Annotated in this window: 22 protein-coding genes; 12 read left to right on the top strand and 10 right to left on the bottom strand. The window is 66.1% G+C overall.

The features are described 5' to 3' along the window. Window positions 1-129 precede the first annotated feature (129 nt). The gene (locus NUW50_RS10100) at window positions 130-885 is read left to right on the top strand and encodes an FCD domain-containing protein (RefSeq protein WP_258288978.1); all 756 of its coding nucleotides are present in this window, start codon (window positions 130-132) and stop codon (window positions 883-885) included. A 126-nt stretch (window positions 886-1,011) separates the two neighbouring features. Here NUW50_RS10100 and NUW50_RS10095 read toward each other — a convergent pair whose 3' ends face one another. From NUW50_RS10095 to NUW50_RS10055, 9 genes are all read right to left on the bottom strand, one after another. After that, on the bottom strand, window positions 1,012-2,025 hold the full coding sequence (locus NUW50_RS10095; RefSeq protein WP_258288977.1) for an NAD-dependent epimerase/dehydratase family protein: 1,014 nt from the start codon (window positions 2,023-2,025) through the stop codon (window positions 1,012-1,014). Window positions 2,026-2,169: 144 nt separating this feature from the next. Then, complete coding sequence (locus NUW50_RS10090) at window positions 2,170-2,919, bottom strand: SDR family NAD(P)-dependent oxidoreductase (RefSeq protein WP_258288976.1); 750 nt, start codon at window positions 2,917-2,919, stop codon at window positions 2,170-2,172. Next, a complete protein-coding gene (locus NUW50_RS10085; protein ID WP_258288975.1) occupies window positions 2,916-4,589 on the bottom strand; it encodes an SMP-30/gluconolactonase/LRE family protein in 1,674 nt (557 codons plus the stop codon). Before NUW50_RS10085 ends, NUW50_RS10090 begins: the two co-directional genes overlap by 4 nt. A gap of 1 nt (window position 4,590) precedes the next feature. Next, window positions 4,591-5,727, bottom strand: coding sequence for an ABC transporter ATP-binding protein (locus NUW50_RS10080; protein WP_258288974.1), 1,137 nt, complete (start codon window positions 5,725-5,727; stop codon window positions 4,591-4,593). A 9-nt stretch (window positions 5,728-5,736) separates the two neighbouring features. Continuing rightward, window positions 5,737-6,567, bottom strand: coding sequence for a carbohydrate ABC transporter permease (locus tag NUW50_RS10075; RefSeq protein ID WP_258288973.1), 831 nt, complete (start codon window positions 6,565-6,567; stop codon window positions 5,737-5,739). A gap of 9 nt (window positions 6,568-6,576) precedes the next feature. Continuing rightward, window positions 6,577-7,467, bottom strand: coding sequence for a carbohydrate ABC transporter permease (locus tag NUW50_RS10070; RefSeq protein WP_258288972.1), 891 nt, complete (start codon window positions 7,465-7,467; stop codon window positions 6,577-6,579). A 67-nt stretch (window positions 7,468-7,534) separates the two neighbouring features. Beyond that, window positions 7,535-8,797, bottom strand: a complete 1,263-nt coding sequence (locus tag NUW50_RS10065) for an ABC transporter substrate-binding protein (protein WP_258288971.1) — start codon at window positions 8,795-8,797, stop codon at window positions 7,535-7,537. 14 nt (window positions 8,798-8,811) lie between these two features. Beyond that, window positions 8,812-9,981 (bottom strand): mandelate racemase/muconate lactonizing enzyme family protein, encoded by a 1,170-nt coding sequence (locus NUW50_RS10060; protein WP_258288970.1) that lies wholly within the window; start codon window positions 9,979-9,981, stop codon window positions 8,812-8,814. Beyond that, complete coding sequence (locus NUW50_RS10055; protein ID WP_258288969.1) at window positions 9,974-10,894, bottom strand: dihydrodipicolinate synthase family protein; 921 nt, start codon at window positions 10,892-10,894, stop codon at window positions 9,974-9,976. Before NUW50_RS10055 ends, NUW50_RS10060 begins: the two co-directional genes overlap by 8 nt. Window positions 10,895-11,003: 109 nt before the next feature. Between NUW50_RS10055 and NUW50_RS10050 the strand changes: the two genes are divergently transcribed. The 11 genes from NUW50_RS10050 to NUW50_RS10000 all read left to right on the top strand — a co-directional run bounded on the left by NUW50_RS10050 (window position 11,004) and on the right by NUW50_RS10000 (window position 21,010). Continuing rightward, window positions 11,004-11,906 (top strand): 2-dehydro-3-deoxygalactonokinase, encoded by a 903-nt coding sequence (locus NUW50_RS10050; protein WP_258288968.1) that lies wholly within the window; start codon window positions 11,004-11,006, stop codon window positions 11,904-11,906. Window positions 11,907-11,909: 3 nt separating this feature from the next. Next, complete coding sequence (locus NUW50_RS10045) at window positions 11,910-12,278, top strand: VOC family protein (protein ID WP_258288967.1); 369 nt, start codon at window positions 11,910-11,912, stop codon at window positions 12,276-12,278. Between the two features lie 12 nt (window positions 12,279-12,290). Further along, complete coding sequence (locus NUW50_RS10040; protein ID WP_258288966.1) at window positions 12,291-13,199, top strand: alpha/beta hydrolase; 909 nt, start codon at window positions 12,291-12,293, stop codon at window positions 13,197-13,199. A gap of 37 nt (window positions 13,200-13,236) precedes the next feature. Continuing rightward, window positions 13,237-14,118, top strand: coding sequence for a DMT family transporter (locus NUW50_RS21445; protein ID WP_258288965.1), 882 nt, complete (start codon window positions 13,237-13,239; stop codon window positions 14,116-14,118). Next, complete coding sequence (locus NUW50_RS10030) at window positions 14,115-15,074, top strand: glycoside hydrolase family 88 protein (protein WP_258288964.1); 960 nt, start codon at window positions 14,115-14,117, stop codon at window positions 15,072-15,074. Before NUW50_RS21445 ends, NUW50_RS10030 begins: the two co-directional genes overlap by 4 nt. Next, a complete protein-coding gene (locus NUW50_RS10025; protein ID WP_258288962.1) occupies window positions 15,071-16,270 on the top strand; it encodes a mandelate racemase/muconate lactonizing enzyme family protein in 1,200 nt (399 codons plus the stop codon). The genes NUW50_RS10030 and NUW50_RS10025 overlap by 4 nt, the downstream gene beginning before the upstream one ends. A 443-nt stretch (window positions 16,271-16,713) precedes the next feature. After that, complete coding sequence (locus NUW50_RS10020) at window positions 16,714-18,039, top strand: ABC transporter substrate-binding protein (RefSeq protein WP_258288961.1); 1,326 nt, start codon at window positions 16,714-16,716, stop codon at window positions 18,037-18,039. Between the two features lie 57 nt (window positions 18,040-18,096). Continuing rightward, the gene (locus NUW50_RS10015; protein WP_258288960.1) at window positions 18,097-18,960 is read left to right on the top strand and encodes a carbohydrate ABC transporter permease; all 864 of its coding nucleotides are present in this window, start codon (window positions 18,097-18,099) and stop codon (window positions 18,958-18,960) included. Beyond that, entirely contained in the window at window positions 18,960-19,769 is an 810-nt protein-coding gene (locus NUW50_RS10010) for a carbohydrate ABC transporter permease (RefSeq protein WP_258288959.1), read from the top strand. The genes NUW50_RS10015 and NUW50_RS10010 overlap by 1 nt, the downstream gene beginning before the upstream one ends. A 12-nt stretch (window positions 19,770-19,781) precedes the next feature. Beyond that, window positions 19,782-20,864, top strand: a complete 1,083-nt coding sequence (locus tag NUW50_RS10005) for an ABC transporter ATP-binding protein (RefSeq protein WP_258288958.1) — start codon at window positions 19,782-19,784, stop codon at window positions 20,862-20,864. Beyond that, window positions 20,861-21,010 carry an SDR family oxidoreductase gene (locus tag NUW50_RS10000; protein WP_258288957.1) on the top strand — a complete coding sequence of 50 codons (150 nt, stop codon included), beginning with the start codon at window positions 20,861-20,863 and terminating at the stop codon, window positions 21,008-21,010. Before NUW50_RS10005 ends, NUW50_RS10000 begins: the two co-directional genes overlap by 4 nt. A 60-nt stretch (window positions 21,011-21,070) precedes the next feature. Here NUW50_RS10000 and NUW50_RS09995 read toward each other — a convergent pair whose 3' ends face one another. Beyond that, a complete protein-coding gene (locus NUW50_RS09995; RefSeq protein WP_258288956.1) occupies window positions 21,071-21,808 on the bottom strand; it encodes a FadR/GntR family transcriptional regulator in 738 nt (245 codons plus the stop codon). Window positions 21,809-21,812: the final 4 nt, after the last annotated feature.

Here is a 21,812-nt window from a genome sequence, read left to right as displayed (position 1 = left end):
TCCATGATGTTTCGAAAGTTATGGTATCTTTGTAAAAATACTTGTGCAACCGGCCATCTTCGGATTCAATGGCAAGCGGCAATTGTCGATGGTCCCCGATCGTTCAGATGGGGTGGATTTATTGAACACATGACCGGGACGGGGTACTGTCGCGCCGACCCGAACCCGCACGACCAGAAAGCAGAGCACACCCTGTCCATGTCATCCGAACACCCCACGAGATCGACCACCGATGATGCATCGGCGGGCCGTGCCCTTGTTGATCGGCTGCGGTCCGACATCACCAGCAGCGTTTTCGCGCCGATGGAGAAGCTGAAGTTTGCGGATCTGTCGAAGCGCTACGACGTGGGGATCGGGACGCTGCGCGAAGCGCTCACGCAACTGGCCTCGGAAGGGTTCGTGACCCTGGAAGCGGGCAAGGGGTTCAAGGTGTCTCCGGTCTCGCGGGAAGAGCTGCTGGAAATCACCGCGCATTTCATCGACCTCGAGAAACGTGCGCTCGCCGAGTCGATCCAGCATGGCGACGAGAACTGGGAAAGCAATCTGGTTGCGGCACACCATCGACTGACCCTCATCGAGCGGCTGTCCTGGGCTGAACGGATGGAGCGTCACTCGGAATGGGTGCAGCGGCACCGCGAGTTTCACAAAGCCCTCGTCATTGCCTGCCCCGGCAAATGGCTCGTCCGGCTTCGTTCCCTGATGTTTGACCAGCTCGACCGTTACCGTTTTCTTTCCAAGAGAGCGCCCGAGGGTCTGGGAGCAAGCAAGTTCGATGAGCACGGCCGGATCAAGGATGCCGCCCTTGACCACGACGTGGACAAGGCCGTCGCCTTGATCGAGCACCACATCCGGGATACTTCCGAGCGTATCGTTTCGCTGCTCTGATCGAATGCCGGAAAGCGTTTCGGCCGGTCCGGAGTCAGGGAAAATCCGGGCGGCCATGACACCCGAAACCGGGCGGGATGCTGACAGCGCCCGTGCCTCCTTGAAGGTCAAGGCATCCTGGCGGGCTCACCTGTCGTAGTAGTCCCGGAACCAGGCCACGAAGCTTGCGATGCCGTCCCTGAAATCGGTTTGCGGGCGATAGCCGGTCAGGCGCTGCAGGAGCTCTGCATTGGCCCAGGTCGCCGGCACGTCGCCCTTCTGCATCTCGATGTAGTTCCGGTTGGCCTTCTTGCCGAGGCTGTCCTCGATCGCGTCGATGAAATCGAGCAGCCGCACCTTTTCCGAATTGCCGATGTTGACGATCCGGAACGGCGCGACCGGCGACAGGCTGTCGCCCGGCAGGATGTCGGCCTTCGACGCCGGCCGCTCGGGCACCGCGTCGATCAGCCCGCGGATGCCGCGGACCAGATCCTCGACATAGGTGAAGTCGCGATACATCTCGCCGTGGTTGTAGATGTCGATCGGGCGGTCATCGAGGATCGCCTCGACGAATTTGAACAGCGCCATGTCGGGCCGCCCCCAGGGACCGTAGACGGTGAAGAAGCGGAACATCGTCGTGGGCAGGCCCCAGAGATGCGCATAGGCATGGGCCATGCTCTCGTTCGCCTTCTTGGTGGCGGCGTAGATGGTCAGCTGCGTATCGGCCTTCTCGGTCTCCACGAAGGGCATCTCGTCATTGGCGCCATAGACCGACGAGGTCGAGGCCATGAGGAGATGCCCGACCTCGAGCCGCCGTGCCGCCTCCATCACGTTGAAGGTCCCGATGACATTGGACTCGAGATAGGCGCGCGGATTTTCCAGGCTGTAGCGGACCCCGGCCTGCGCGGCGAGATGGACGATCACGTCGGGCCGGAACCTGTCGGCCAGCGCGTCGAGCCGGGCCTGGTCCTCGAGCATCCCCTCGGTGGCCGAGAAATGCTCATGCTGCAGGAGCATGGCATGGCGGCGCTGCTTCAGCCGGACATCGTAGTAATCCGTCATCCCGTCATAGCCATGCACCCGGAAGCCTTCCGAGAGCAGCAACCGGGCCAGATGGAAGCCGATGAAACCGGCCGTGCCTGTGACGAGAACCTTCTTCATGCCTGCCCCGGTTTCCCCTGCGTCCTGCCGACCGCCCGACCAATTACGTCGCGATACGCCGCGATGACAAGGGTCTGGTCGAAGCCCTGTTCCATGCGCCGCCGCCCAGCCCGGCCGAGCGTGGCCCCGCCATGGGGCAGGCCGTCAGACCACGCCGCCATCCACGATCAGCACCTGTCCGGTCATCATCCGTGCGCCGGAGGAGGCCAGCCAGAGGGCGCTTTGCGCGATGTCCTCGGGCAGGATCAGCTCGGGCAGGCATTGCAGGGCCCTGGTCTCGCGCTCCCATTCCGGCGTGACGACATGGGCGCGGACCCGTTCGGTCACCACCCGTCCCGGCGCGATGGCGTTCACGCGGATGCCCTGCGGCCCCAGTTCGCGGGCCAGCCCGCGGGTCAGGCCGACGATCCCCGCCTTGGCGGCGTGATAGCTGGTCAGGTTGGCGGCCAGCTTCATGAAGGCTGTCGAGGACAGGTTGACGATGGCCCCGCCACCGGCGTCGCGCATCTGCGGTGTCAGTCGCTGGCTCAGCACGAAATGCGGGTCGAGGTTGATCGCCAGGGTCCGGCGCCAGTCGGCCAGGGTCATCTGCTCGAAGCCGCGGCGGTCGTCGATCCCGGCGTTGTTGACCAGCACCCGGACCGGCCCCAGCCCCTCGAGCGCCCGGTCGAGCGCCGCCAGAAGCGCATCGGCATCGGCGACGTCGGCAACGGCCGTCGCAACCCGGCCTTCGGCCTCGGACACCAGGCTCTCGAGCCCCGCGGCGTCGCGGTCGAGTGCCGCCACCTGCGCCCCCTGGGCCGCGAAGGCCAGCGCGGTGGCCCGGCCGATCCCGGCGGCGGCCCCGGTGACGACGACGGTTCGGCCGTCGAATTCCGGATAGCAGATGGTCATGGCCGGAACTCCGTTGTCGGCTGCCCGGCGACCTCGACCGGCATCGCGAACAGGCCGCCCGACAGCGGTGCCTCTTCCAGATCCTGCCGCGACAACCGGACCCGGCCGCTGGTGATGTAGAGCGTCTTCAGGTCCGGGCCGCCGAAACAGCAGCTCGACGGGCGCGGCACCGGCATGTCGATCACCCGGTCCAGCTGGCCGTCGGGCGCATAGCGCGCCACCCGCCAGCCATCCCAGAGCGCGACCCAGAGGTAGCCCTGCGAATCCACCGACAATCCGTCCGGCCGCCCCTGATCGGGTGCGAATTGCAGGAAGACCCGCCGGTTCGAGATGCGGCCCTCGTCCAGGTCGAAATCATAGGCGAAGACCGTGTGCAGCCCGGTGTCGGCGAAGTAGTAGGTCTTGTCGTCCGGGCTCCAGCCCATGCCGTTCGAGACCTGGAACCCGCCGTCCAGGGCCACCGCGGCACTGGCGCTGTCGAAACGATAGAGCGAGCCGGTCGGCATCGAGGCGTCGAGGCTCATGCTGCCCGACCAGAGCCGCCCGCGCCGGTCGCATTTGGCGTCGTTGAAGCGGTTGCCGGGCAGATGTCTTTCGGGGTTCAGCAGGGGCGTGAAGCTGCCGCTGTCCAGATCGAAGGCCTCCAGCCCGTTCTGGGTCAACGCGACGCGGCCGTATGTCCGCGAGGGCAGCACCGCCGAGACCAGCCCCGGCGCCTTCACCTGGCGGTCCTCGCCGCTGGCCGGATCGAAGGCATGGATCGACGGCGCCAGCGCATCCACCCAGTCGAGCGTCCCGGTGCCGGCGTTCCAGACCGGCCCTTCCCCCAGCACCGCCCCGCAGGCGAGGATGCATTGCAGCCCCTCCTCGATATGCTGGCTGCGGCGCGGGTTCGGGGTGATGCTCAATGGCGCGGCTCCGATACTGCCGGTGACGCGGCGCGCGGCTTCCATCAGGTCGCGGCCGATGGTGTGCTGGCGCTCGGCCGGGGCGCGGTCGGTCAGCACCGAGACGACAAGCGCCGCGCTGGCCTCGTGGTCGCGGCCCGGGATCGGCGCCGAGATCACCGTCACCCCGGGCAGCGTATGCGAGAGGCCGATCGCATAGCCGCGCGAGCGGCTGATCGCGACCGTGGCCAGCAGGTCGGCCAGCTCGGACTCGGGCAGGCCCGAGAGCAGGCTGTTGACCCGGTGCGGCGGCAGGTTCGACAGGATCGCCTTGCCCGAGGCCGAGCGGGCCAGCGGCAGGGTGCGGCCGATGGAGATGCCGACCGACAGCGGATTGGCGCCACGGCGGCTGTCGATATACATGACGTTGGCGCCATCCAGCGCCACCAGCGAGACCGTCTCTTCCAACTCTTCCGCCAGCCGCGACACCTCATGCGCGGCGGCGCTGCGGACATCGAAGGCCGAGAGCGCGTGCTGGCCCAGTTCGATGCAGCGCGGGCCCAGCCGATAGGCCTTGTTGTCCTGCTGCAGGTAGCGGAACTCCACCAGCGCCCCGAGCAGCCGATAGAGCGTCGCCTTCGACAGGCCGGTCGCCCGCATCAGCTCGCTGTAACTCATCGGCCGGGCGGCGCGGGCCAGTTCCTCGATGATCTGGATGCCCTTCACCAGCGTCCCGGCACCGGGCCAGGTCTCGGCGATCTGCTCGAACCTCGGGTCGTTCACGTCAACCTACCGTCTGGTGACTACGCGGGTCGAAGACATGGATCTTGTCGGCCGGGAAACGCACCGGCAGCGACTCGCCGGCGCGGAAGCTGCGGTCGTCGATGACCCGGACCAGAAGCCCCTCGCGCTGCACATCGCCTTTCTCTCCGCCCAGATCGGTTCCCGCCAGAGACATCCGATAGGCGTCGGGCAGGGCCAGGTGCAAGACCTTTTCGGTCCCGAGGCTCTCCACCAGATCGACGGTCAGGGCCGGGCCGCCGGCGGCCTCGCCGATCACAACATGCTCGGGCCGGATGCCGAAGACCGCCTCGTCGCCCAGCCCCGACAGGTCGGCGGCGGGGTTCAGCGACATCCGGGCGCCGCAGAAGGTCAGGAAGACCTGTTCGCCGTCGCGTTCGATCGGAGCGCGGAAGAAGTTCATCCCGGGCGATCCGATGAAACCGGCGACGAACATGTTGGCGGGATGGTGAAACAGCTCGTCCGGGCTGCCGACCTGCTGGATCAGGCCCTTCCGCATCACCACGATCCGGTCCGCCATGGTCAGCGCCTCGGTCTGGTCATGGGTGACATAGATCGCCGTCACGCCGAGCCGCCTTTGCAGCATGACGATCTGGGACCGGGTCTGGACCCTCAGCTTGGCGTCGAGGTTGGACAGAGGCTCGTCCATCAGGAAGGCCTTCGGTTCGCGCACGATGGCCCGGCCGAGCGCGACCCGCTGCCGCTGCCCGCCCGACAGCGCCCGCGGTTTGCGGTCGAGATAGTCGGTCAGCTCCAGCAGCGCCGCCGCCTCCTCCACCTTGCGGGCCACCTCGGCCCGCGGCACGCCGTGCATCTTCAGCCCGAAGCCGATGTTCGAGCGCACCGACATGTGCGGATAGAGCGCGTAGTTCTGGAACACCATGGCGATGTCGCGCTTGCCGGGTCCATGGTCGGTGACATTCTCGCCGCCGATATGGATTTCTCCGCCGCTGGTTGCCTCCAGCCCAGCCAGGAGTTTCAGCGCCGTGGACTTGCCGCAGCCCGAGGGGCCGACAAAGACGCAGAACTCGCCATCGGCGACCGACAGGCTGAAATCGCTCAGCGCGACGGCCCCGCCGCCGTAGGTCTTGGACACATTGCGAAATTCGATGGTTGCCACGCGCGGCCCCTATTTCTCGGACCCCGAAGCGAGACCTGAAACCAGGAACCGCTCGAGGACAAGGTAGACGATGATGATCGGAATCGAAGCCAGCAGCGAGGCCGCCATGATCACGTTCCAATCGGTTTCATATTCGCCCTTCAGCGTCGCGATGCCCACATTCAGCGTCCAGGTCGATTGCGACGTGGCCAGGAAGGTGCGGGCAAACAGGAAATCCGACCACGACAGCACGAAGGCATAGAGCGCGGTCGCCGCCAGACCGGGCGCCGAGACCGGCAGGATGATCCGCCAGATCGTGCCGAACGGGCTGCAACCGTCAACCAGAGCGGCCTGTTCCAGCTCGGGCGAGATGGTGTCGAAATAGCCCTTGAGCATCCAGGTGGCGAAGGGCGCAATCAGGGTCGCCTGCGCGATCACCACCGACCACAGCGACCCGACCAGCCCCAGCTTGGTGAAGACCGCGAACAACGGGATCACCAGCAGCGTCGAAGGCAGCATCTTCGAGGTGAGGATGAACAGCCCCATCGAGGCGCCGGCACGCAGCCGGTAGCGCGACAGGGCATAGGCCGCCAGAACCGAGACCGACAGCGAGAGGATCATCGTGGCAAGCGCGACCAGCGTCGAGTTCCACATCCACAACCCGAAGGGCTGGCGGGCCAGCAGCTCGCGGAACACCCCCCATTGCGGGTCCGAGGGGAACAGTTCCGGCGGATACTGGCGCAGCTTGTTGACCGGCTGAAGCGCGGTGATCGCCATCCAGTAGACCGGAAACAGCAGGATGCCGCAGATCACCGTCAGGGTTGCGTAGATACCGAACCTGCCCAGAATGCTCTGTTTCATCATCGCCCCCTAATGCACGTTCTGGGCGAAACGTCCGACCAGCGCCCGGCTGATCAGCAGGCAGAGCACCATCGTGACGACGCCGACCGCCGCGCCGTGCCCCATGCGGAAGAAGGCGAAGGACTGCTCCCAGGTCAGGATCGAAAGGGTGCTGGTCGAGCCCAGCGGGCCGCCCTTGGTCAGCACGTAGATGATCGAGAAGTCGCGGAACACCCATAGGGTCGTCATCACCACGGTGACGCCGACCACCGGCGCGATGCCCGGCAGGGTGACATAGACGAAGCGCGCCCAGGTCGAGGCGCCATCGACCTTGGCCGCCTGGTATTGTTCCTCGGGGATGGATTGCAGGCCGGCCAGCAGCATGATCGACATGAAGGGATAGCCCTTCCAGATCATCGCCCCGCCGACGGCAAAAAAGGCGCTCGTCGGGTCCGCCAGGAATTCCACCGGGGACTTGACGACATGCAGCTGGAGCAGGAACCAGTTCAGGATGCCGAAGGACCCGTCATAGATCCAGGCCCAGATCACCGCGGCGACGACTTCCGGCACCGCCCAGGGCAATGCGACCAGCAACCGCGCAAGGGTCCGCCCCTTGAAGCGCTGGTTCACCAGCAACGCCGTCGAAAGCCCGATCGCCAGCGACACCGAGGCGACGAAGAGGACCAGCCAGAAGGTGACGCTGATCGCGTTCCAGAACTCGCCCGACTTGACCAGCCAGCGATAGTTCTTCCAGGTCCAGGGCTCCGATTTCGCGATATCCGCGATGCGCACGTCCTGCATGCTGATGTTGACCGACAGCAGGATCGGATAGACGACGATCACCGCCATCAGGATCGTCGCCGGTGCCAGCAACATGTAGCCGAACTTCGCTCGGTGTCGCGGACTGCTGAAGTCGATCATTGGAACTCCCGGTCGAAAAGGGGACCGCGGCCGGATCGCTCCGGCCGGGGTCGTCGTGACGCGCGGCTCAGCCGGCGACCAGTTCTTCGACGCGCTTCTGGATGGTCGCGGCCGTTGCGGCCGGATCGAGATCCTCGATCACCATCCGCTGGACTTCCTCGCCGACGATCTTGGCAACCTGGTTATACTCCAGTTCCAGACCTTTGGGCATCCGGTCGATCCCGGCATCCGCGGCCCGCTTGTTGGCTGCGGCATAGAGATCGAAATAGGGAACTGACTTCTCCTGCTCGGTGTAGTCGAGACCCGGGCGCGGCGCCGGGGACAGGCCCAGCGTGGCAAAGCGGTCCTGCATCTCGGCACTGCCGGCCAGCATGATGAAGTCCCAGACGAGTTCCTTCTTCTCGGGCGAGAGGCTCGACGGCATCCCGATCACGTTCGAGGTTCCGCCGACCGGCGGGTCCAGCGGCGACTGGGTGAGCTTCAGGTGGTCGATGACATCCGGCCCGGCCTTGCGCGTGGCGCTGTAGATCCAGGGTCCGTCGATGCGCATGGCGATCCGGCCCTCGCTCATCAGCTGGCGCAGGTCGCCCGAGCCGGTGTTGTTCGGCGTCAGCCCTTCGGACACCAGCGTCTTCCAGCGTTGCAGGCCCTCGATCACGCCGGGGCTGTCGAAGGTCGGTTGACCGTCCTTGGTCCAGCTGCCGCCGGCATCCAGCACGAAGTTCAGCAGGTCACCCATCATCGTGGTGCCGATGGTGGTATCCAGCGCGACGCCATAGACATCGGTCACGCCATCGCCGTCGGTGTCCCGCGTCGCCTTGCGGGCTGCATCCAGGAAGCTGTCCCAGTCGGTCGGCAGGGCGGCACCGCCATCGGCCAGAAGCTTGTCGTTATAGGCAAGGATGTACGAGGTGTAGAGCAGCATCAGGCAGTAGGTCTGCCCCTTCCATTCGCAGGTTCCCTGGCCGGCCCAGCCGGTCAGGTCGAAGTTGGCCTTCTCGAACCACGGCCCGAGATCCTCCATCCAGCCGGTATCAGCGAAGGGCTGATATTCGAAGGCGGCCAGATGGACGATGTCGGGCGGGTTGCCGCCGGCGAACATCGTGAACATCGTGTCGGCATATTCGGCGCGCGCCACCTTGGTCATCTCGATGGTGACGCCGGGATGGTCGGCCTCGAACTTGGCGATGACCTCGTTCCACCAGTCGCCATAGCCCTTCTCGTCCTTCATCCAGGACACGAAGGTCAGCGTTTCGGCGTTGACCGCGGTCGAGCCGAGCAAGGTGCTCAGCGCCATCGTCCCGGCGGTTGCAAGAGCCTTCAGATTCATGACTTTGTTCCTCCCTAGTGTATCAGTTCGAGAAAGCGGAATGCTTCCTCGTTCGGCGTGACTCCGTGTCCGGCGGCCTCGGGCATTGCGTATCGTCCCGTCGTGCAGGCGGCGGCGCCATCCAGCAGGGCCGCATTCCGGTCGTAGATCGAGTGCTGATATTCATGGGCTTCGGCGCCCAGGGCCGCCGCCGCGTTCAGGCTGGCCGACATGAAGATGCCGAGACCGACGGTGGCATGCGGTACGACCTGCATGCCCGCGCCCTTCGCCAGCCTGCCGATCCGCATGAACTGGGTGACGCCGGTATGGCCCATCTCGGGCTGCACGATCGAGCAGGCCCGACCCGTGATCCGGGGTCGGATGTCCCATTCGGTGCGCCATTCCTCGCCCAGGGCCAGGGGCACGCCGATCCCGGCGGCAACGGCGGACTGGCCGACGACATCCTCGGGCATGATCGGCGCTTCGGCAAACCACAGCCCGTGCCGGGAAAGCCCCTCGATCAAGGCAATGGCGGTGTCCACCTCGAAGGCCCAATGCATGTCCACCGCGATGCGGTGCTCCTCGCCCAGCAGCTGCCGCAGCCGCGCGACCTCGTCCACGATGCTGTCGGGGGCCACCGAGATCGGCAGCTTGAGACTGTCGAACCCCTGATCGCGGAAGCCCGTCGCCATCTCGTCGCGGGCCTCGGCCGTATCGCCGGGCAGGCCCGAGATATAGGCCGGAAGGCTGTCCAGCGGCCTGTCGGACAAAAGCGCGCGCAGGGTCCGGCCCTCGCGGCGGCCCTTGAGATCCCACAGCGCGGTATCGACGGCCGCCATCGCATCGGCATAGTAGCCGCCCCAATAACCCCGCACCCGCATCAGGTTGTAGAACCCGTCCCAGACCCGGGCCGGATCATCCACATCGACCTGCATCACATAGGGGGCGAAGATGTCGCGGATGATCTCGACCGTCGCCTTGGCCGCGACAAGCCCATAGGTCTCTCCCCAGCCTTCGCGGCCCTGACTGTCGCGCACCCGGACCACCACCGAACGGTCGTTGTGCGGATAGACGGTGCCGTTGAAGGCCCGGACGATGTAATGGTCGCCCAGCTTCAGATCGTCCGGCGCCAGGGCACCCAGATAGGGGGTGTCGCGCGGCCGCTCGAAGAAGAAGCAGTCCAGGGAGGTGATCCGGTCAGCCATGCGCCACCGTCCCTGCCGCCGCGGATAACTCGCGGGCCTCGGCCGGCAGCCTTTCGTAGAGCTCGATCACCAGCCGTTCGAGCCGGTCATCCATTTCCGGCAGCGGCTCGCGCACGCCGTCATGCGAGATCAGGCCGCGATGCTTCAGGATCAGCTTGGTCAGCCGCATCCGGTAGGGCGCCTGGATCAGCAGCAGCGGCACCGAACGCTCCCACAGGTCAAGCGCCCGGGCCCGATCCCCGGCCGCATGGGCCCGCATCAGGGCGACATGCAGGCGCAACAGCTCGATCGCCGGCATCGTGCCGATGACGCCGCGCTCAAGCTCTTCGAAGAGATAGCGCGCACCGCCGCCGCCGATCACCCCGTCCAGCGCACCGCTCGCCCCGGCCACCAGGCCCGAGACGCCGGGCCCCGAGGGCACGGTCTCTTCCTTGACATAGCGGATCGCCGGCACCGCCTTGGCCAGGTCGATCATCGCCTCGACGCTCAGCGCCGCGCCGCGTGGCCCGGCCATGTTCTGCAGGATGATCGGCAGACCGCCGGTCGCCGCGCCGATCCTGTTGAACCAGCCCGCGAAATCCGGCGCCATGCTCGGCACCGCCATGGCCATGATCCCGCCTGCGCCCAGGCCGGCGGCGGTTTCCGCCAGCTTCACCATCTCGGCCGGATCGGCACTGTTGACGCCCGCGATCAGGGGCACGGCACCTGCGGCGGCCTCGGCCACCAGGCGAATGCAGTCGGCCCGCTCCTCGGCGGTCAGATGCACGTCCTCGCTCGCCACCCCGGGGTAGACCAGCGCCGAAGTCCCGGCCGCAATCGCATCATCCACGATGGCCCGCAGACCGGCATGGTCGGGTTGGCCATCGCGCAGAAAAGGTGTCGGGACGATGGGCAGGACGCCAGCAAATGCCATCTGTTTTCCCTATATATGAGAACTGGTTTTCATACTTGAAGCGTATCTGCCGACTCGGTAGCCTGTCAATACGCTCGGCTGCGGGAGAGGCCGGGATCGGGAGGACAACATGACAGCGACAACCGTGATCGCGGGAAGCTGGGGCAAAGGCGGGCTGGACCTCGCCGCGATCGATGGCCGGACGGCCGAGGTGCAGGCCAGGCACCATTGCCCCACCGGCCTGGCCGAGGCCCGGGGGCGCCATGCAGATGTCCTGACCGAAGGCTGCGGCGCCTGGCTGGCGCGTTATCCGGATGCACCGGTGCTGCTGTCCGGCATGGTCGGCGGACGCGGCAACTGGGTCGAGACCGACTATGTGCCCTGCCCTTTCGAAATCGCCGATCTGGTGTCCAGGGCCGAACGGGTCGAAGCCGCCGGCCACAGCGTCACCATCGTGCCGGGCGGATCGGTCCGGCGTCAGGGGATCGACTGCGACGTGATGCGCGGCGAGGAAGTCCAGGTGCTGGGCGCACTGGCCGTGGCAGGGATCGACTCGGCGGCCTTCTGCATCCCGGGAACCAACGCCAAATGGGCCCGGGCCGAGCGGGGCCGGATGACAGGCTTTGCCACCTATGTGACCGGCGATCTCTACGACCACCTGCGCAACCGCAGCCTCGTCGGCGCCCTGGCCGAGGGCGAGGGTTTCGACGCGGCGGCCTTCACCGCGGGACTGGACCGGGTGGCCGGGCTCGGACTGTCGAACGCCGCTTTCACCGCCCGCGCCGCCGTGCTGCTGGAACGGCTGAAGCCCGAGGATGTGGGCGCCTATCTGTCCGGCGTCGTGATCGGGGCGGAAATCACGGATGCCGCGCGGTTCCGCGATCAGGACCGGGTGCTTCTGATTGCCGGCGGCGGAGCCGCCGAACGCTATGGTCTGGCGCTGCGACATCGCGGCATCGCGCATGAGGTGATCGACGCCTCGGCCGCCCGGCTGGCCGGGCTTGCCGCCCTCGCCCGTGCGATCCCGGGTTGAGGCATGACGGCTCTGCTTGCCCCCGGATCGGTCGCGCTGCGCCATGTCGCAGTTCCCTGCCGCGAGCTGGAACCCGCGATCCGGTTCTATGAACGGCTCGGCTTCCGTCGCGGGTTCGGAAAGCCCGACGATCGGGGGCGACCGGTGCTGCAGCAGATGGGGCTGGGAGACTTCTTCATCGAATTGATCCGCGGTGCCGACCCTGTCCCCGGCGGCGGCCATATCGGCCTTTCGGTCCCGGATGCCGACCGGACCCACGCGCAGCTCATTTCGATGGGCCTGGCGGCAGAGGCCCCGCAGACCGGGGCCAGCGGCGTGCGCTATTTCTTCATCTCCGATCCGGACGGAAACCGGATCGAGTTCACCAGCTGAAAGGACGGCAAGTTGGCAAGCAGGGAAATCGAGGCGGCTCTGGCGCAGAAACACGCGGAGTCCGAGAAGATCGCCAAACAGACCCAGTCTCTCGCCGAGATGCGCGCCAAGCTGGACGCGGGGGTGCGGGATCAGGTGCTGGACCCTTCGGTCGGGCTGGAAACGGTCGATGCGGGCGGCGTCCCTGCGGTCTGGCTGACCCCGCCCGAGGTGACGACCGACATCGTCTGGCTGTTCTTCCACGGCGGCGCCTATGTGAAGGGCAATGTCGCCGCCAGCCACGGAGCGCTGTCCGGGCTCTGCAGGGCCTCGGGAGCGCGGGCGCTGTCGGTCGATTACCGGGTGGCACCGGAACATCCCTATCCCGCGGCGCTGGACGATGCCCGCATGGCCTGGGCCTATCTGCTGCAACAGGGCCACCCGCCCGGGCGGATCGTGGTCAGCGGCAGTTCCGCCGGGGGCGGGCTGGCGCTGGCCCTTGCCATCGCCTGCCGCGATGCCGGCGGGCCGCAGCCCGGCGCGCTGGTACCGATCTCTCCCTGGGCCGACCTGACCCAATCGGGCGAGTCGATGCAGACACGGGCCGACCGCGATCCGGAACTGACCAAACCCTATCTCGACCGTTTCGCCGCCGACTATGCCGGCCGCACCGACCCGCGGCTGCCGACGATCTCGCCAGTCTTCGCGGACTGGCGCGGCGTGACATCCGCCATGCTGGTCCAGGTCGGCTCCGAGGAAATCCTGTTCGACGATGCGCGGCGCGTCGTCGAGGCGGCCACGAAAGCCGGCCTGACGGCGCAGCTCGACATCTATGACAAGGCCTGGCACGGCTGGCAGAACCTGGGCGCGGCGCTGCCGGAGGCCGTCGATGCCGCCCGCAATGCCGCCGCATTCCTGCGCCGGCATCTGGACGGAGAATGATCCCGATGCGTGCCGATCAGGCAGGACACCCCCCGGCGTGACCCCCGCAGCGCCCTCCCGCCACGGCATCCCGCTGGCGCTGACGGCGCTGCTGTCCGGGGTGCTGGCCAGCGTGTTCCTGAAGCTGGCCGAGGGGCTGGCCAGTGCCGAAGCCATCGCGATGCGCGCGATGGCGGTCATGGCGCTGCTGGCGCTGATCCTGGGCCTGCGCTACCGGCACGGCATCCGGGGGCCCCTGGGCCGGCACGGCGCAATGCGGGCCGGCGTCGATGCCCTGGCCGGGCTGACCTTTGCACTGGCGGTGTTTCGCCTGCCTCTGGCGACACTGGCCACGATCCACGCGACCCTGCCGCTTGTCACCACCGCCCTTTCGGCGCTGGTGCTGCGCGAACCGATGCGGCGCATCACCTGGGCGGCGCTGGCGACCGGCTTTGTCGGCGTGGCGCTGATCCTGCAGCCCGGCGGGGCGGTCTCGGCCCCGGGGCTGGTCCTGGCGGTGATCTCGACCCTGGCCTATGCGGCGCGTGACATCGTGACCCGCGCGATGCCGACCGCCGCCGATCCGCTGAAATCGGTCTTTCTGTCCTCGATGCTGATCGGCGTCATCGCGCTGGTGCTGGCCCGGAACACGGTCTGGAGCACCCCGGCCCCGCGTGACCTGGGCCTGATCGCGATCTCGACACTGGGCTTTCTGGGGGCCAATACCCTGATCCTCTTCGCCTTCCGCCGCGCCAGTGTCGCGACCATCGCGCCATTGCGCTATTCCAGCATCCTCTGGGCGCTGTTCTTCGATGCGGCAATCTGGGGCGTCTATCCGAACGCCGCCGGATGGGCAGGGATCGGCCTGATCGTCGCGGCGGGGCTGGCGCTGTTCCTGCCCGGCTCCCGCACCCTCGGCACACCCGGAGCCGCCACATGACCGATCTGGCCACCATCGCCGCCGCGACCGCGGACTGGCCGTTCCGCCAATGGAGCTTTGGCGAGGCGATCGCCCTCGACGCGCTGCTCGAAGCCGCCCGCCGCCTTGATGCGCCGCAATGGGAACAGCATGTCGCGGCCCTCTGCCTGTCTTCCATCGGCAACGGGCTCGGTTCCAGCCCTGAGCATCATCCGGCTCCGGGCCGGGCCCTGTTGGCGCTCTACCGGCGGCGGGGCGACCCGCGCTATCTGGCCGCCGCCGAAGCCCTGGCCGAGATGCACCTGCGGATGCCGCGCAATCCGGAGGGCGCGCTGCTGGTGCGGGCCCATCAGGCGGGGTGGAAGCATCAGATCTGGATCGACTCGGTCGATCTGATCGGGCCGCTGTTCGCGCATCTGGGCGCCGTGACCGGCGATCCCGACCGGCACCGGACCGCCGTCGCGCTGACCCTGGCGCATCTGCGTTGCCTGCAGGGTGAAGGCGGGCTGGCATCGCATGGCTACGACACCCACGCCGGCCGCAACGGACATCTGTGGTCGCGCGGCATGGGCTGGGCGCTGATGGGCATGGCCGATGTGCTGGCCCTGGCGCCACGTTCGACCGAGGGCTGGGCCGAGCTGCGCGACCGCTTCACCTCCATGGTCGCGGCCCTGCTGCCGCTGCAACGCGAGGACGGGCTCTGGCACATGGTGGTGGACCGGCCCGAGAGCCATGCCGAGCCGACCCTTGCGGCGATGTTCGTGATCGCGCTGCGCCACGCCCCGGATCCGGTGGCCGACGCCGCCCCGCTGGCCGCGGCGGTCCGGGGGGTTCGCGGCCTGACCGATGCGCGGGGCGTTCTCGGCCGGGTCAGCGAAGCGACACCCGTCGGACAATACTCCACCTATGCCACCCGGCCCTTCGGCCGATTTCCCTGGGGCCAGGGCCCCCTATTGATGATGGAATGCACAGAATGAAGATCGAGACCGTGGAAACCTTCGCGATCCGGGCCAAACCGATCGACACCAAGGAGTACTGGGGCGCCAGGGCCTGGAAGATGGCGCCGAAGACGATGACGATCTCGGCCGAATACCCGCCGAAGCAGCGCCGCACCTTCATCTATTCGGACCGGATCGAAACCGTCATCGTCCGCATCACCACCAACGATGGCCTGGTCGGCTGGGGCGAGGCCAAGGCCCCGGTGGCGGCGATCGCGACCAGGCAGATCATCGATTCCCTGCTGGCGCCGCTGTTGATCGGGGCCGACCCGCGCGACACCACGCTGCTGTGGGAAAAGATGTATGCCGGGATGCGGGTGCGCGGGCATCAGGCGGGGTTCTGGCTGGAAGCGATCGCCGGGGTGGACATCGCGCTGTGGGACATCCTGGGCAAGGCCACGGGGCAGCCGATCCACCAGCTTCTCGGCGGCGCCTTCCGCAACCCGGTCCGGGTCTATGCCAGCGGCCTGCCGGCGCTGGCCGGCGATGCGCCGGAAGAGGCCTATGCCGACCTGGCCGAACAGGCGCGCGAATTGCGGGCGCGGGGCTTCACCGCCATCAAGCTGGCCCTCGGCCGCGACATCCCGGGCGACATCCGCAGCGCCCGGACCCTGCGCGACACCCTGGGCGAAGGCTTCGACCTCTTTGCCGACGCCGCCGGCTGCTATGACGTGCCGCAGGCGCTGAAGATCGGCAAGGCGCTGGAGGAACTGGAGTTCGGTTTCCTCGAAATGCCGATCCCGCCCGAGGACAAGCAGGGCTATGCCCGGCTGGCCAGCCAGCTGTCGATCCCGATGGCGCTGGATTCGCTGATGACCCGCTGGGAAACCCTGGACTTCCTGCGCCGCGACGCCCTGCACCTGGTGCAGCCGGATGTCTGCCGCGCCGGCGGGATCACCGAATGCCGCCGGATCGCGGAACTGGCCGACAGCTTCGGCGTCGCCTTCGCCCCCCATGTCAGCATCGGATCGGCCATTGCCGTCGCCGCCTCGGCCCATCTGGGCGCGGCGATGCCGAACACGATGACCTGCGAATACTGGATCGGGATGAATCCGCTGGGCGACACGGTGCTGAAAACCCCGCTGGAGCTGCGCGACGGACGGCTGCGCGCCCCCGATGGCGACGGGCTGGGCATCGAGATCCTGCCCGAAGCACTGCTGGCCGAAGCCGTCTGACACCGCCGCACCCGCGCAGCCGTGCCGAATTCATAGTCGAGCTCCTGGCCGCCAAGGCTTGATTCCGGCCCCCTGCCGAACAGGGAGCCTTCCCCACGCGCCCCGGACATCCGGGGGCGAATGCTCTGCTCAGCCCGCGCCACCGGAGGGAACTACACCCCCCGGGTCACTGCCGCTCGTCCCACGGGGTGTTCCGTTCTCTGGCGTGACACATGCAATCCAAAGGCCGGGACACCCCCCCCGAAAAAATTCATGCCGGCATGGCTCCGCTGCTGGTGTTTTCATGGCCGTCCGGCTTCCGGATTCAGGCGGTCGGGTCGCGCGGGGCAATGCTGTTCGGCGCCGCGGGTTGAAACTTAAGTATTACTTATTGACAAGGCCGAGCGATGCATGCCTCATAGGGCATCGTCCTAGAATGGATTCACCAACGTGAGAGGAACGTGATGTCTTCGAGAAAGTCGTTCACGCTGGACCGCCGCTCGGTGCTTGCCGGGCTGGGTGCCGGTGCCGGGTCATTGGCCATGCCGCGCATGTCGTTTGCACAAGACGGCGAGCTGGATTTCTGGTGGTGGGGTGAGCAGGAGCTTCCCGGGCTCCAGTCCTTCGTCAAGAAGGCCGTTGCGTCCTTTGAAGGCGGAACCGTTACCCCGCTGCTGCAAGACACCAGTGCCGTGATCACGCAGTTCCAGACCGCGGCGGCGGCGAAAGAAGCGCCCGACGTCCAGTATTTCTGGAACGGCATCTATCATATGGAAAGCGTGTGGCTGGGGTATGTCCAACCGGTCTCGGGCCTGGTGTCTCAGGACGTCATCGATGCCTCGTCCCCCACGATCCTCTCGCGTTATGGCGGCGAGACCTACCGTGTCGGTTGGTACCCGATTCCGATGCTGTGGTATTACAACAAGGCGGTCTTCGAGGCGGCCGGGCTCGACCCCGAGAATCCCCCGACGACCTGGGACGCGTTCCTTGCCGCATGCGAAGCGATCCGTTCCATCGGCAAGGTCCCGTTCGGCGGCGGTATCCAGGACGGCTACTTCGGCGAATGGTACCTGGCCCATGCGCTGGTGCAGAACCTCGACAATGCCGGCCAGGCCCTGCAGCTCTTCACCGGAGGGCTCGATTTCCGCGAGCCCAGGTTCTACGAGCACTGGAGCCGCCTTGCCGAACTGCGGGACGCCGGTTTCATCAATCCGAGCATTTCGTCGATCGAGCTCTACCCGGGGATCGACCTGATCGTGGCCGGAGAGATCGCCATGGGCCCGTCGATCGGTACGCGGTTGCCGGCCGACAGCGCCGCGACATCCGGTCAGATCGGGGTCATGACGATGCCCGTCTACGGAACGGGCGCCATGGCCGGCAAACCGATCCTCGATGTTCAGGGGCTCGGTATCTCTGCCGGGACCGAGAACCCGGAACTTGCCGCCCGCTTCCTCGAGCACCTTCATGCCCCGGAACAGCTGGCGCTCTTCTGGGAGGAAACCGGCTGGCTTCCCTCGAACGCGAACTTCGACGCCTCGGTCATCGAAGACCCCGCCGTTGCCGATCTCTGGCAAAGGTGGGGGCTGTCGGAGAACATCCCGCATGTCGCCAACCTGACGCCGGGCCAGTTCTACGAACAGGCGATGGTGCCGGTGGCGCAGCGGATTCTCGCCAACGAGATCGGAGGCGAAGAGGCCGGTGAAATCGCCGCAGGTGTCGTCGAGGAATGGCGCGCCTTCAATCCGGACCTTCTCGAGTCCTACGAGAAATGGGCCGAAGACCTCACCTGAACCCGTCAAACCCTGACTTCGAGCCGGCGCAGGACTGCGCCGGCTCCTGGAAGTGAAATGCGCAAAAAGATCGAGCCATATCTCTATGTGGCGCCATTGATCCTCCTTCTCCTCTTCGTGTTCGGCTACCCCGTCGCGAAGATGGTCGAGTTCAGTTTCAAGATGGTACGCGGCATCGACGGGCCCTGGGTCGGTTGGCGGAATTACGAACTCGTCCTGGGGCAGGACTTGTTCTGGACCTCCGTCGGGCACAACATCCAGCTGCTTCTGGCCATTCCGGTTCTGCTGGTTCTCTCGATCTTTGCCGCCGCGCTGCTCAACGAGCAGCCTGCCGGATGGAAGACGATGCGATCGATTGTCTTCCTGCCCTACATCCTGGCGATTCCGGTCGTGGCGGTGATCGCCAAACAGATGCTTCAGCTTGACGGTCCCGTGAACGAAACGCTCCGGGGGGCCGGTCTCGATGGTCTGGCTCTGGACTGGCTGGGCTCGCCGGACGTCGCGCTCTTCACCCTGGCCGGGGTCATCATCTGGCGTGAGGCGGCGCTAGGAACGATCCTCATCCTGGCGCGCATGATGAGCATCGACGAAAGCCATACCGAGGCCGCGCGCCTGGAAGGGGCGAGCTGGTGGCAGCGATTGCGCCATGTCCAGCTGCCCCAGAGTGCCAGCGTGATCGAGTTCGTCGGCGTCCTCGGGATCATCACGATGGTCTCCGCGATCTTTGCCTATGTGTACATGATCGGCGGCGGACGCGGCGGACCGGGCACCTCGACCATGGTGGTCGAACTCTATGTGTTCAATGCGCTGACACGGATGAGCCTGCCCGGCATCGCCGCCACGGTATGTGTCATGCTGCTCGGGCTCTGCCTGCTCATCATGGTGCCGTATTTCATGCTTCGTCAGAGAGGAGATCGGTAATGCGACCGTCTTGGACACATGTTCCACTCTCGCTGATCGCCGTCGCCGCGCTGGCACCTTCCGTCTTCATGGTCGTGACCTCGTTCCGCAATCTCGAAGACTACGCCGCGGACAAGGTTGCCTGGCCCGAGTCGCCCGGGCTGTCGAACTATGTTTCGGCGCTTGTCGAACACCCCTTTGTCAAATGGGGTTTCAACAGCCTGCTGCTGACCGCCGGCTCGGTCCTGCTCAGCACGATCGTGGCGGTTCTGGCGGCCTATGCACTGGCGCGAATGCGTTTTGCGGGCCGCAGCGTCATCCTGGGCGTCAGCACATCGCTGATGGTGGTGCCCCCCGTGACGATGATCGTGCCCCTGTTCGTGCTCTATACCCAGCTCGGCCTCATCAACACCTTCGGCGGAACGATCCTCATCTATGCCGGGCTGATCACGCCCTTCGGCGTGTTCCTTCTGACGACGTTCTTCCGGACGCTGCCGGACGAGCTCTTCGAAGCTGCCAGGCTCGATGGAGCCGGCTCATTCCGGATCCTGACCAACGTGGTCCTGCCGCTGTCGCTTCCAGCCCTGCTTTCGCTGATCGTGGTGAACGCGCTCTATGTCTGGAACGACCTGCTGATCGCCATCATCTTCCTGCAGGACGATTCCCGGCGCACGCTGATGGCGGGGATCAGCGTCTTCCAGGGCCGCTACAACAACAATGTCCCGCTGACGATGGCAGGCCTCACCCTGGCCAGCGTTCCGATGCTGATCCTGTATGTCGCCTTTCAGCGATATTTCATCCGCGGACTCATGGCTGGCGCCGTCAAGTAGAAAGAAATTCCCATGCAAGGGCTCCATATCCAGTCGGTGTCAAAAAGCTTTGGCACAACGAATGTGATCAAGTCTGTCGATCTCGAGATCGAACCGGGCGAGTTCGTCGTATTCGTCGGCCCCTCCGGTTGCGGAAAGTCCACGCTCCTGCGGATGATTGCCGGACTCGAGACGATTTCATCGGGTCGGATCGACCTCAACGGCAGGAGAATCGACCTGCTCGAACCTGCCGACCGGCGTGTGAGCATGGTGTTCCAGACCTACGCGCTCTACCCGCACATGAATGTTCGCGAGAACATGGACTTCGGACTTCGCATCAATCGGGCGCCGAAGGAGAAGCGTGAACGGGAGGTCAAGGAAGCCGCGTCCATGCTGTCGCTGAGCGAGCTTCTGGAGCGCAAGCCCGGGGCGTTGTCTGGCGGACAGCGTCAGCGTGTGGCCATCGGCCGGTCGATCGTCCGGCATCCCGAGCTTTTCCTGTTCGACGAGCCCCTGTCCAACCTCGATGCGGCCCTGCGCGGCAAGATGCGGATCGAACTGGCCCGGCTGCAACGCGAGCTCGGCGCGACGATGATCTATGTTACCCATGATCAGGTCGAGGCGATGACGATGGCGGATCGTATCGTTGTCCTGAATGGCGGCCGCGTCGAGCAGGTCGGCGCGCCGCTGGATCTGTTTCACAGGCCGGCAAACCGTTTCGTCGCCGGTTTCCTGGGGGCGCCGACGATGAACTTCATTCCTGTCCGGATCGAGGATGGTGCGCTGTATATCGACGGACACAAGGCCGTTGACGTAAGCGCCTGGGACCAGCGGCAAGTCGGTCGGGCAAAATACATCGGCGTGCGGCCCGAGAACATTTCGATCGACTACGACGGCGACACCGGAATGCGGGCGAGCGTTTCGGCCGTCGAGCGGCTCGGCAGCCAGACGCATGTCCATCTTGAAAGCGCTGGTGGCCATTCGCTGGTCTCGGTTTCCCAGGGAACCGCCCGCGCCGAACCGGGCGATCTGGTCGGGCTGCAACTCGATTTCAGCGAGTCCCATCTCTTCGATGACCGGGACGTTGCGATTCCGCGCGTGGATGCCACGCCATGAACGACACCCTCCCGGAAAGCTTCGCCGGGCGCGCCGCCGTGGTGACCGGGGCGAGCCGCGGTATCGGATTCCTGCTTTCGGATGCGGCAAGCTATGTCACCGGCACGGTGCTGACGGTGGATGGCGGTCCTACCGTCACCTTCTGAAGCCGCGTCTTCGCGACCGGATTGCGTCGATTCAGCCCGGGCCGGCAGGCAGGGTTTCGGTCAACGGGCGTTGCGGCCACTCTCCTGCCCGATCTCGCTTTCCAGATCCTCCTTGCCGCTCAGGATGATCCGCCGGCATTCCCTGCGCGCGCCGTCTGCATCGCCGTTCTCGATGGCTTCGAGAAGTCTCTGGTGCATCTCGATTTCCTTGCGGATGGCGGCCCTGTCCACGCCGGCCTCCTGAAGACTGAAGGACGTGTCCAGATAGGTCTGCGCCGCGCGCCCCAGGCCGGCAAAGAACGGATTTCCGCTGGCATTCAGCAGGGCAAGGTGAAACTGCATGTCGCCCTCGTGAAACAGCACCAGATCGCCGTCCGAGGCAACGATCTTTGCCACGCTGTCACGCAGGGGCTGGAGCAGTTCCTTGGTGGACCGTTTGGCCGCCATCGACGCGGCTTCCGGTTCGACGAACAGCCGGAATTCAATGAAGGCCAGAAGGTATTCACCGGCCCTTCCTTCCGCCATCAGCCAGGCCAATACGTCCTCGTCGAAGATGTTCCAGCCCTGCCGGTTGGCGACGCGCGTGCCCATCTTGCGCCGACTGTAGACCAGACCCTTGGCCCCCAGGGTTCGGATCGCTTCGCGGACAATCACGCGAGAGGCTCCGAATTTCTCTCTCAGATCCTCGACACCAGGCAGAAGTGCTCCTTCCTCATAACATCCATTCACGATGTCCCGCCCGAGCTGTTCCGCGATGCGGGCATGAAGACTCGGAGTCCTCTGACCTAGTTGTCTCATTTGG

This window comes from Frigidibacter sp. ROC022, assembly GCF_024723735.1.
Classification (GTDB): Bacteria; Pseudomonadota; Alphaproteobacteria; order Rhodobacterales; family Rhodobacteraceae; genus SLM-1.
The sequence above is the reverse complement of the archived record's forward strand: the minus strand, read 5'-3'. Positions and strand labels throughout refer to the sequence as shown.

Excerpts from the sequence above, each read along its gene's own strand:
- NUW50_RS10090 (WP_258288976.1), bottom strand. The coding sequence starts at position 2,919 with ATGACCATCTGCTATCCGGAATTCGACGGCCGAACCGTCGTCGTCACC.
- NUW50_RS10055 (WP_258288969.1), bottom strand. The coding sequence starts at position 10,894 with ATGGCATTTGCTGGCGTCCTGCCCATCGTCCCGACACCTTTTCTGCGC.
- NUW50_RS10000 (WP_258288957.1), top strand. The coding sequence starts at position 20,861 with ATGAACGACACCCTCCCGGAAAGCTTCGCCGGGCGCGCCGCCGTGGTG.
- NUW50_RS10065 (WP_258288971.1), bottom strand. The coding sequence starts at position 8,797 with ATGAATCTGAAGGCTCTTGCAACCGCCGGGACGATGGCGCTGAGCACC.
- NUW50_RS09995 (WP_258288956.1), bottom strand. The coding sequence starts at position 21,808 with ATGAGACAACTAGGTCAGAGGACTCCGAGTCTTCATGCCCGCATCGCG.
- NUW50_RS10100 (WP_258288978.1), top strand. The coding sequence starts at position 130 with ATGACCGGGACGGGGTACTGTCGCGCCGACCCGAACCCGCACGACCAG.
- NUW50_RS10025 (WP_258288962.1), top strand. The coding sequence starts at position 15,071 with ATGAAGATCGAGACCGTGGAAACCTTCGCGATCCGGGCCAAACCGATC.
- NUW50_RS10050 (WP_258288968.1), top strand. The coding sequence starts at position 11,004 with ATGACAGCGACAACCGTGATCGCGGGAAGCTGGGGCAAAGGCGGGCTG.
- NUW50_RS10030 (WP_258288964.1), top strand. The coding sequence starts at position 14,115 with ATGACCGATCTGGCCACCATCGCCGCCGCGACCGCGGACTGGCCGTTC.
- NUW50_RS10005 (WP_258288958.1), top strand. The coding sequence starts at position 19,782 with ATGCAAGGGCTCCATATCCAGTCGGTGTCAAAAAGCTTTGGCACAACG.
- NUW50_RS10020 (WP_258288961.1), top strand. The coding sequence starts at position 16,714 with ATGTCTTCGAGAAAGTCGTTCACGCTGGACCGCCGCTCGGTGCTTGCC.
- NUW50_RS10060 (WP_258288970.1), bottom strand. The coding sequence starts at position 9,981 with ATGGCTGACCGGATCACCTCCCTGGACTGCTTCTTCTTCGAGCGGCCG.
- NUW50_RS10075 (WP_258288973.1), bottom strand. The coding sequence starts at position 6,567 with ATGAAACAGAGCATTCTGGGCAGGTTCGGTATCTACGCAACCCTGACG.
- NUW50_RS10095 (WP_258288977.1), bottom strand. The coding sequence starts at position 2,025 with ATGAAGAAGGTTCTCGTCACAGGCACGGCCGGTTTCATCGGCTTCCAT.
- NUW50_RS10070 (WP_258288972.1), bottom strand. The coding sequence starts at position 7,467 with ATGATCGACTTCAGCAGTCCGCGACACCGAGCGAAGTTCGGCTACATG.
- NUW50_RS10015 (WP_258288960.1), top strand. The coding sequence starts at position 18,097 with ATGCGCAAAAAGATCGAGCCATATCTCTATGTGGCGCCATTGATCCTC.
- NUW50_RS10010 (WP_258288959.1), top strand. The coding sequence starts at position 18,960 with ATGCGACCGTCTTGGACACATGTTCCACTCTCGCTGATCGCCGTCGCC.
- NUW50_RS10045 (WP_258288967.1), top strand. The coding sequence starts at position 11,910 with ATGACGGCTCTGCTTGCCCCCGGATCGGTCGCGCTGCGCCATGTCGCA.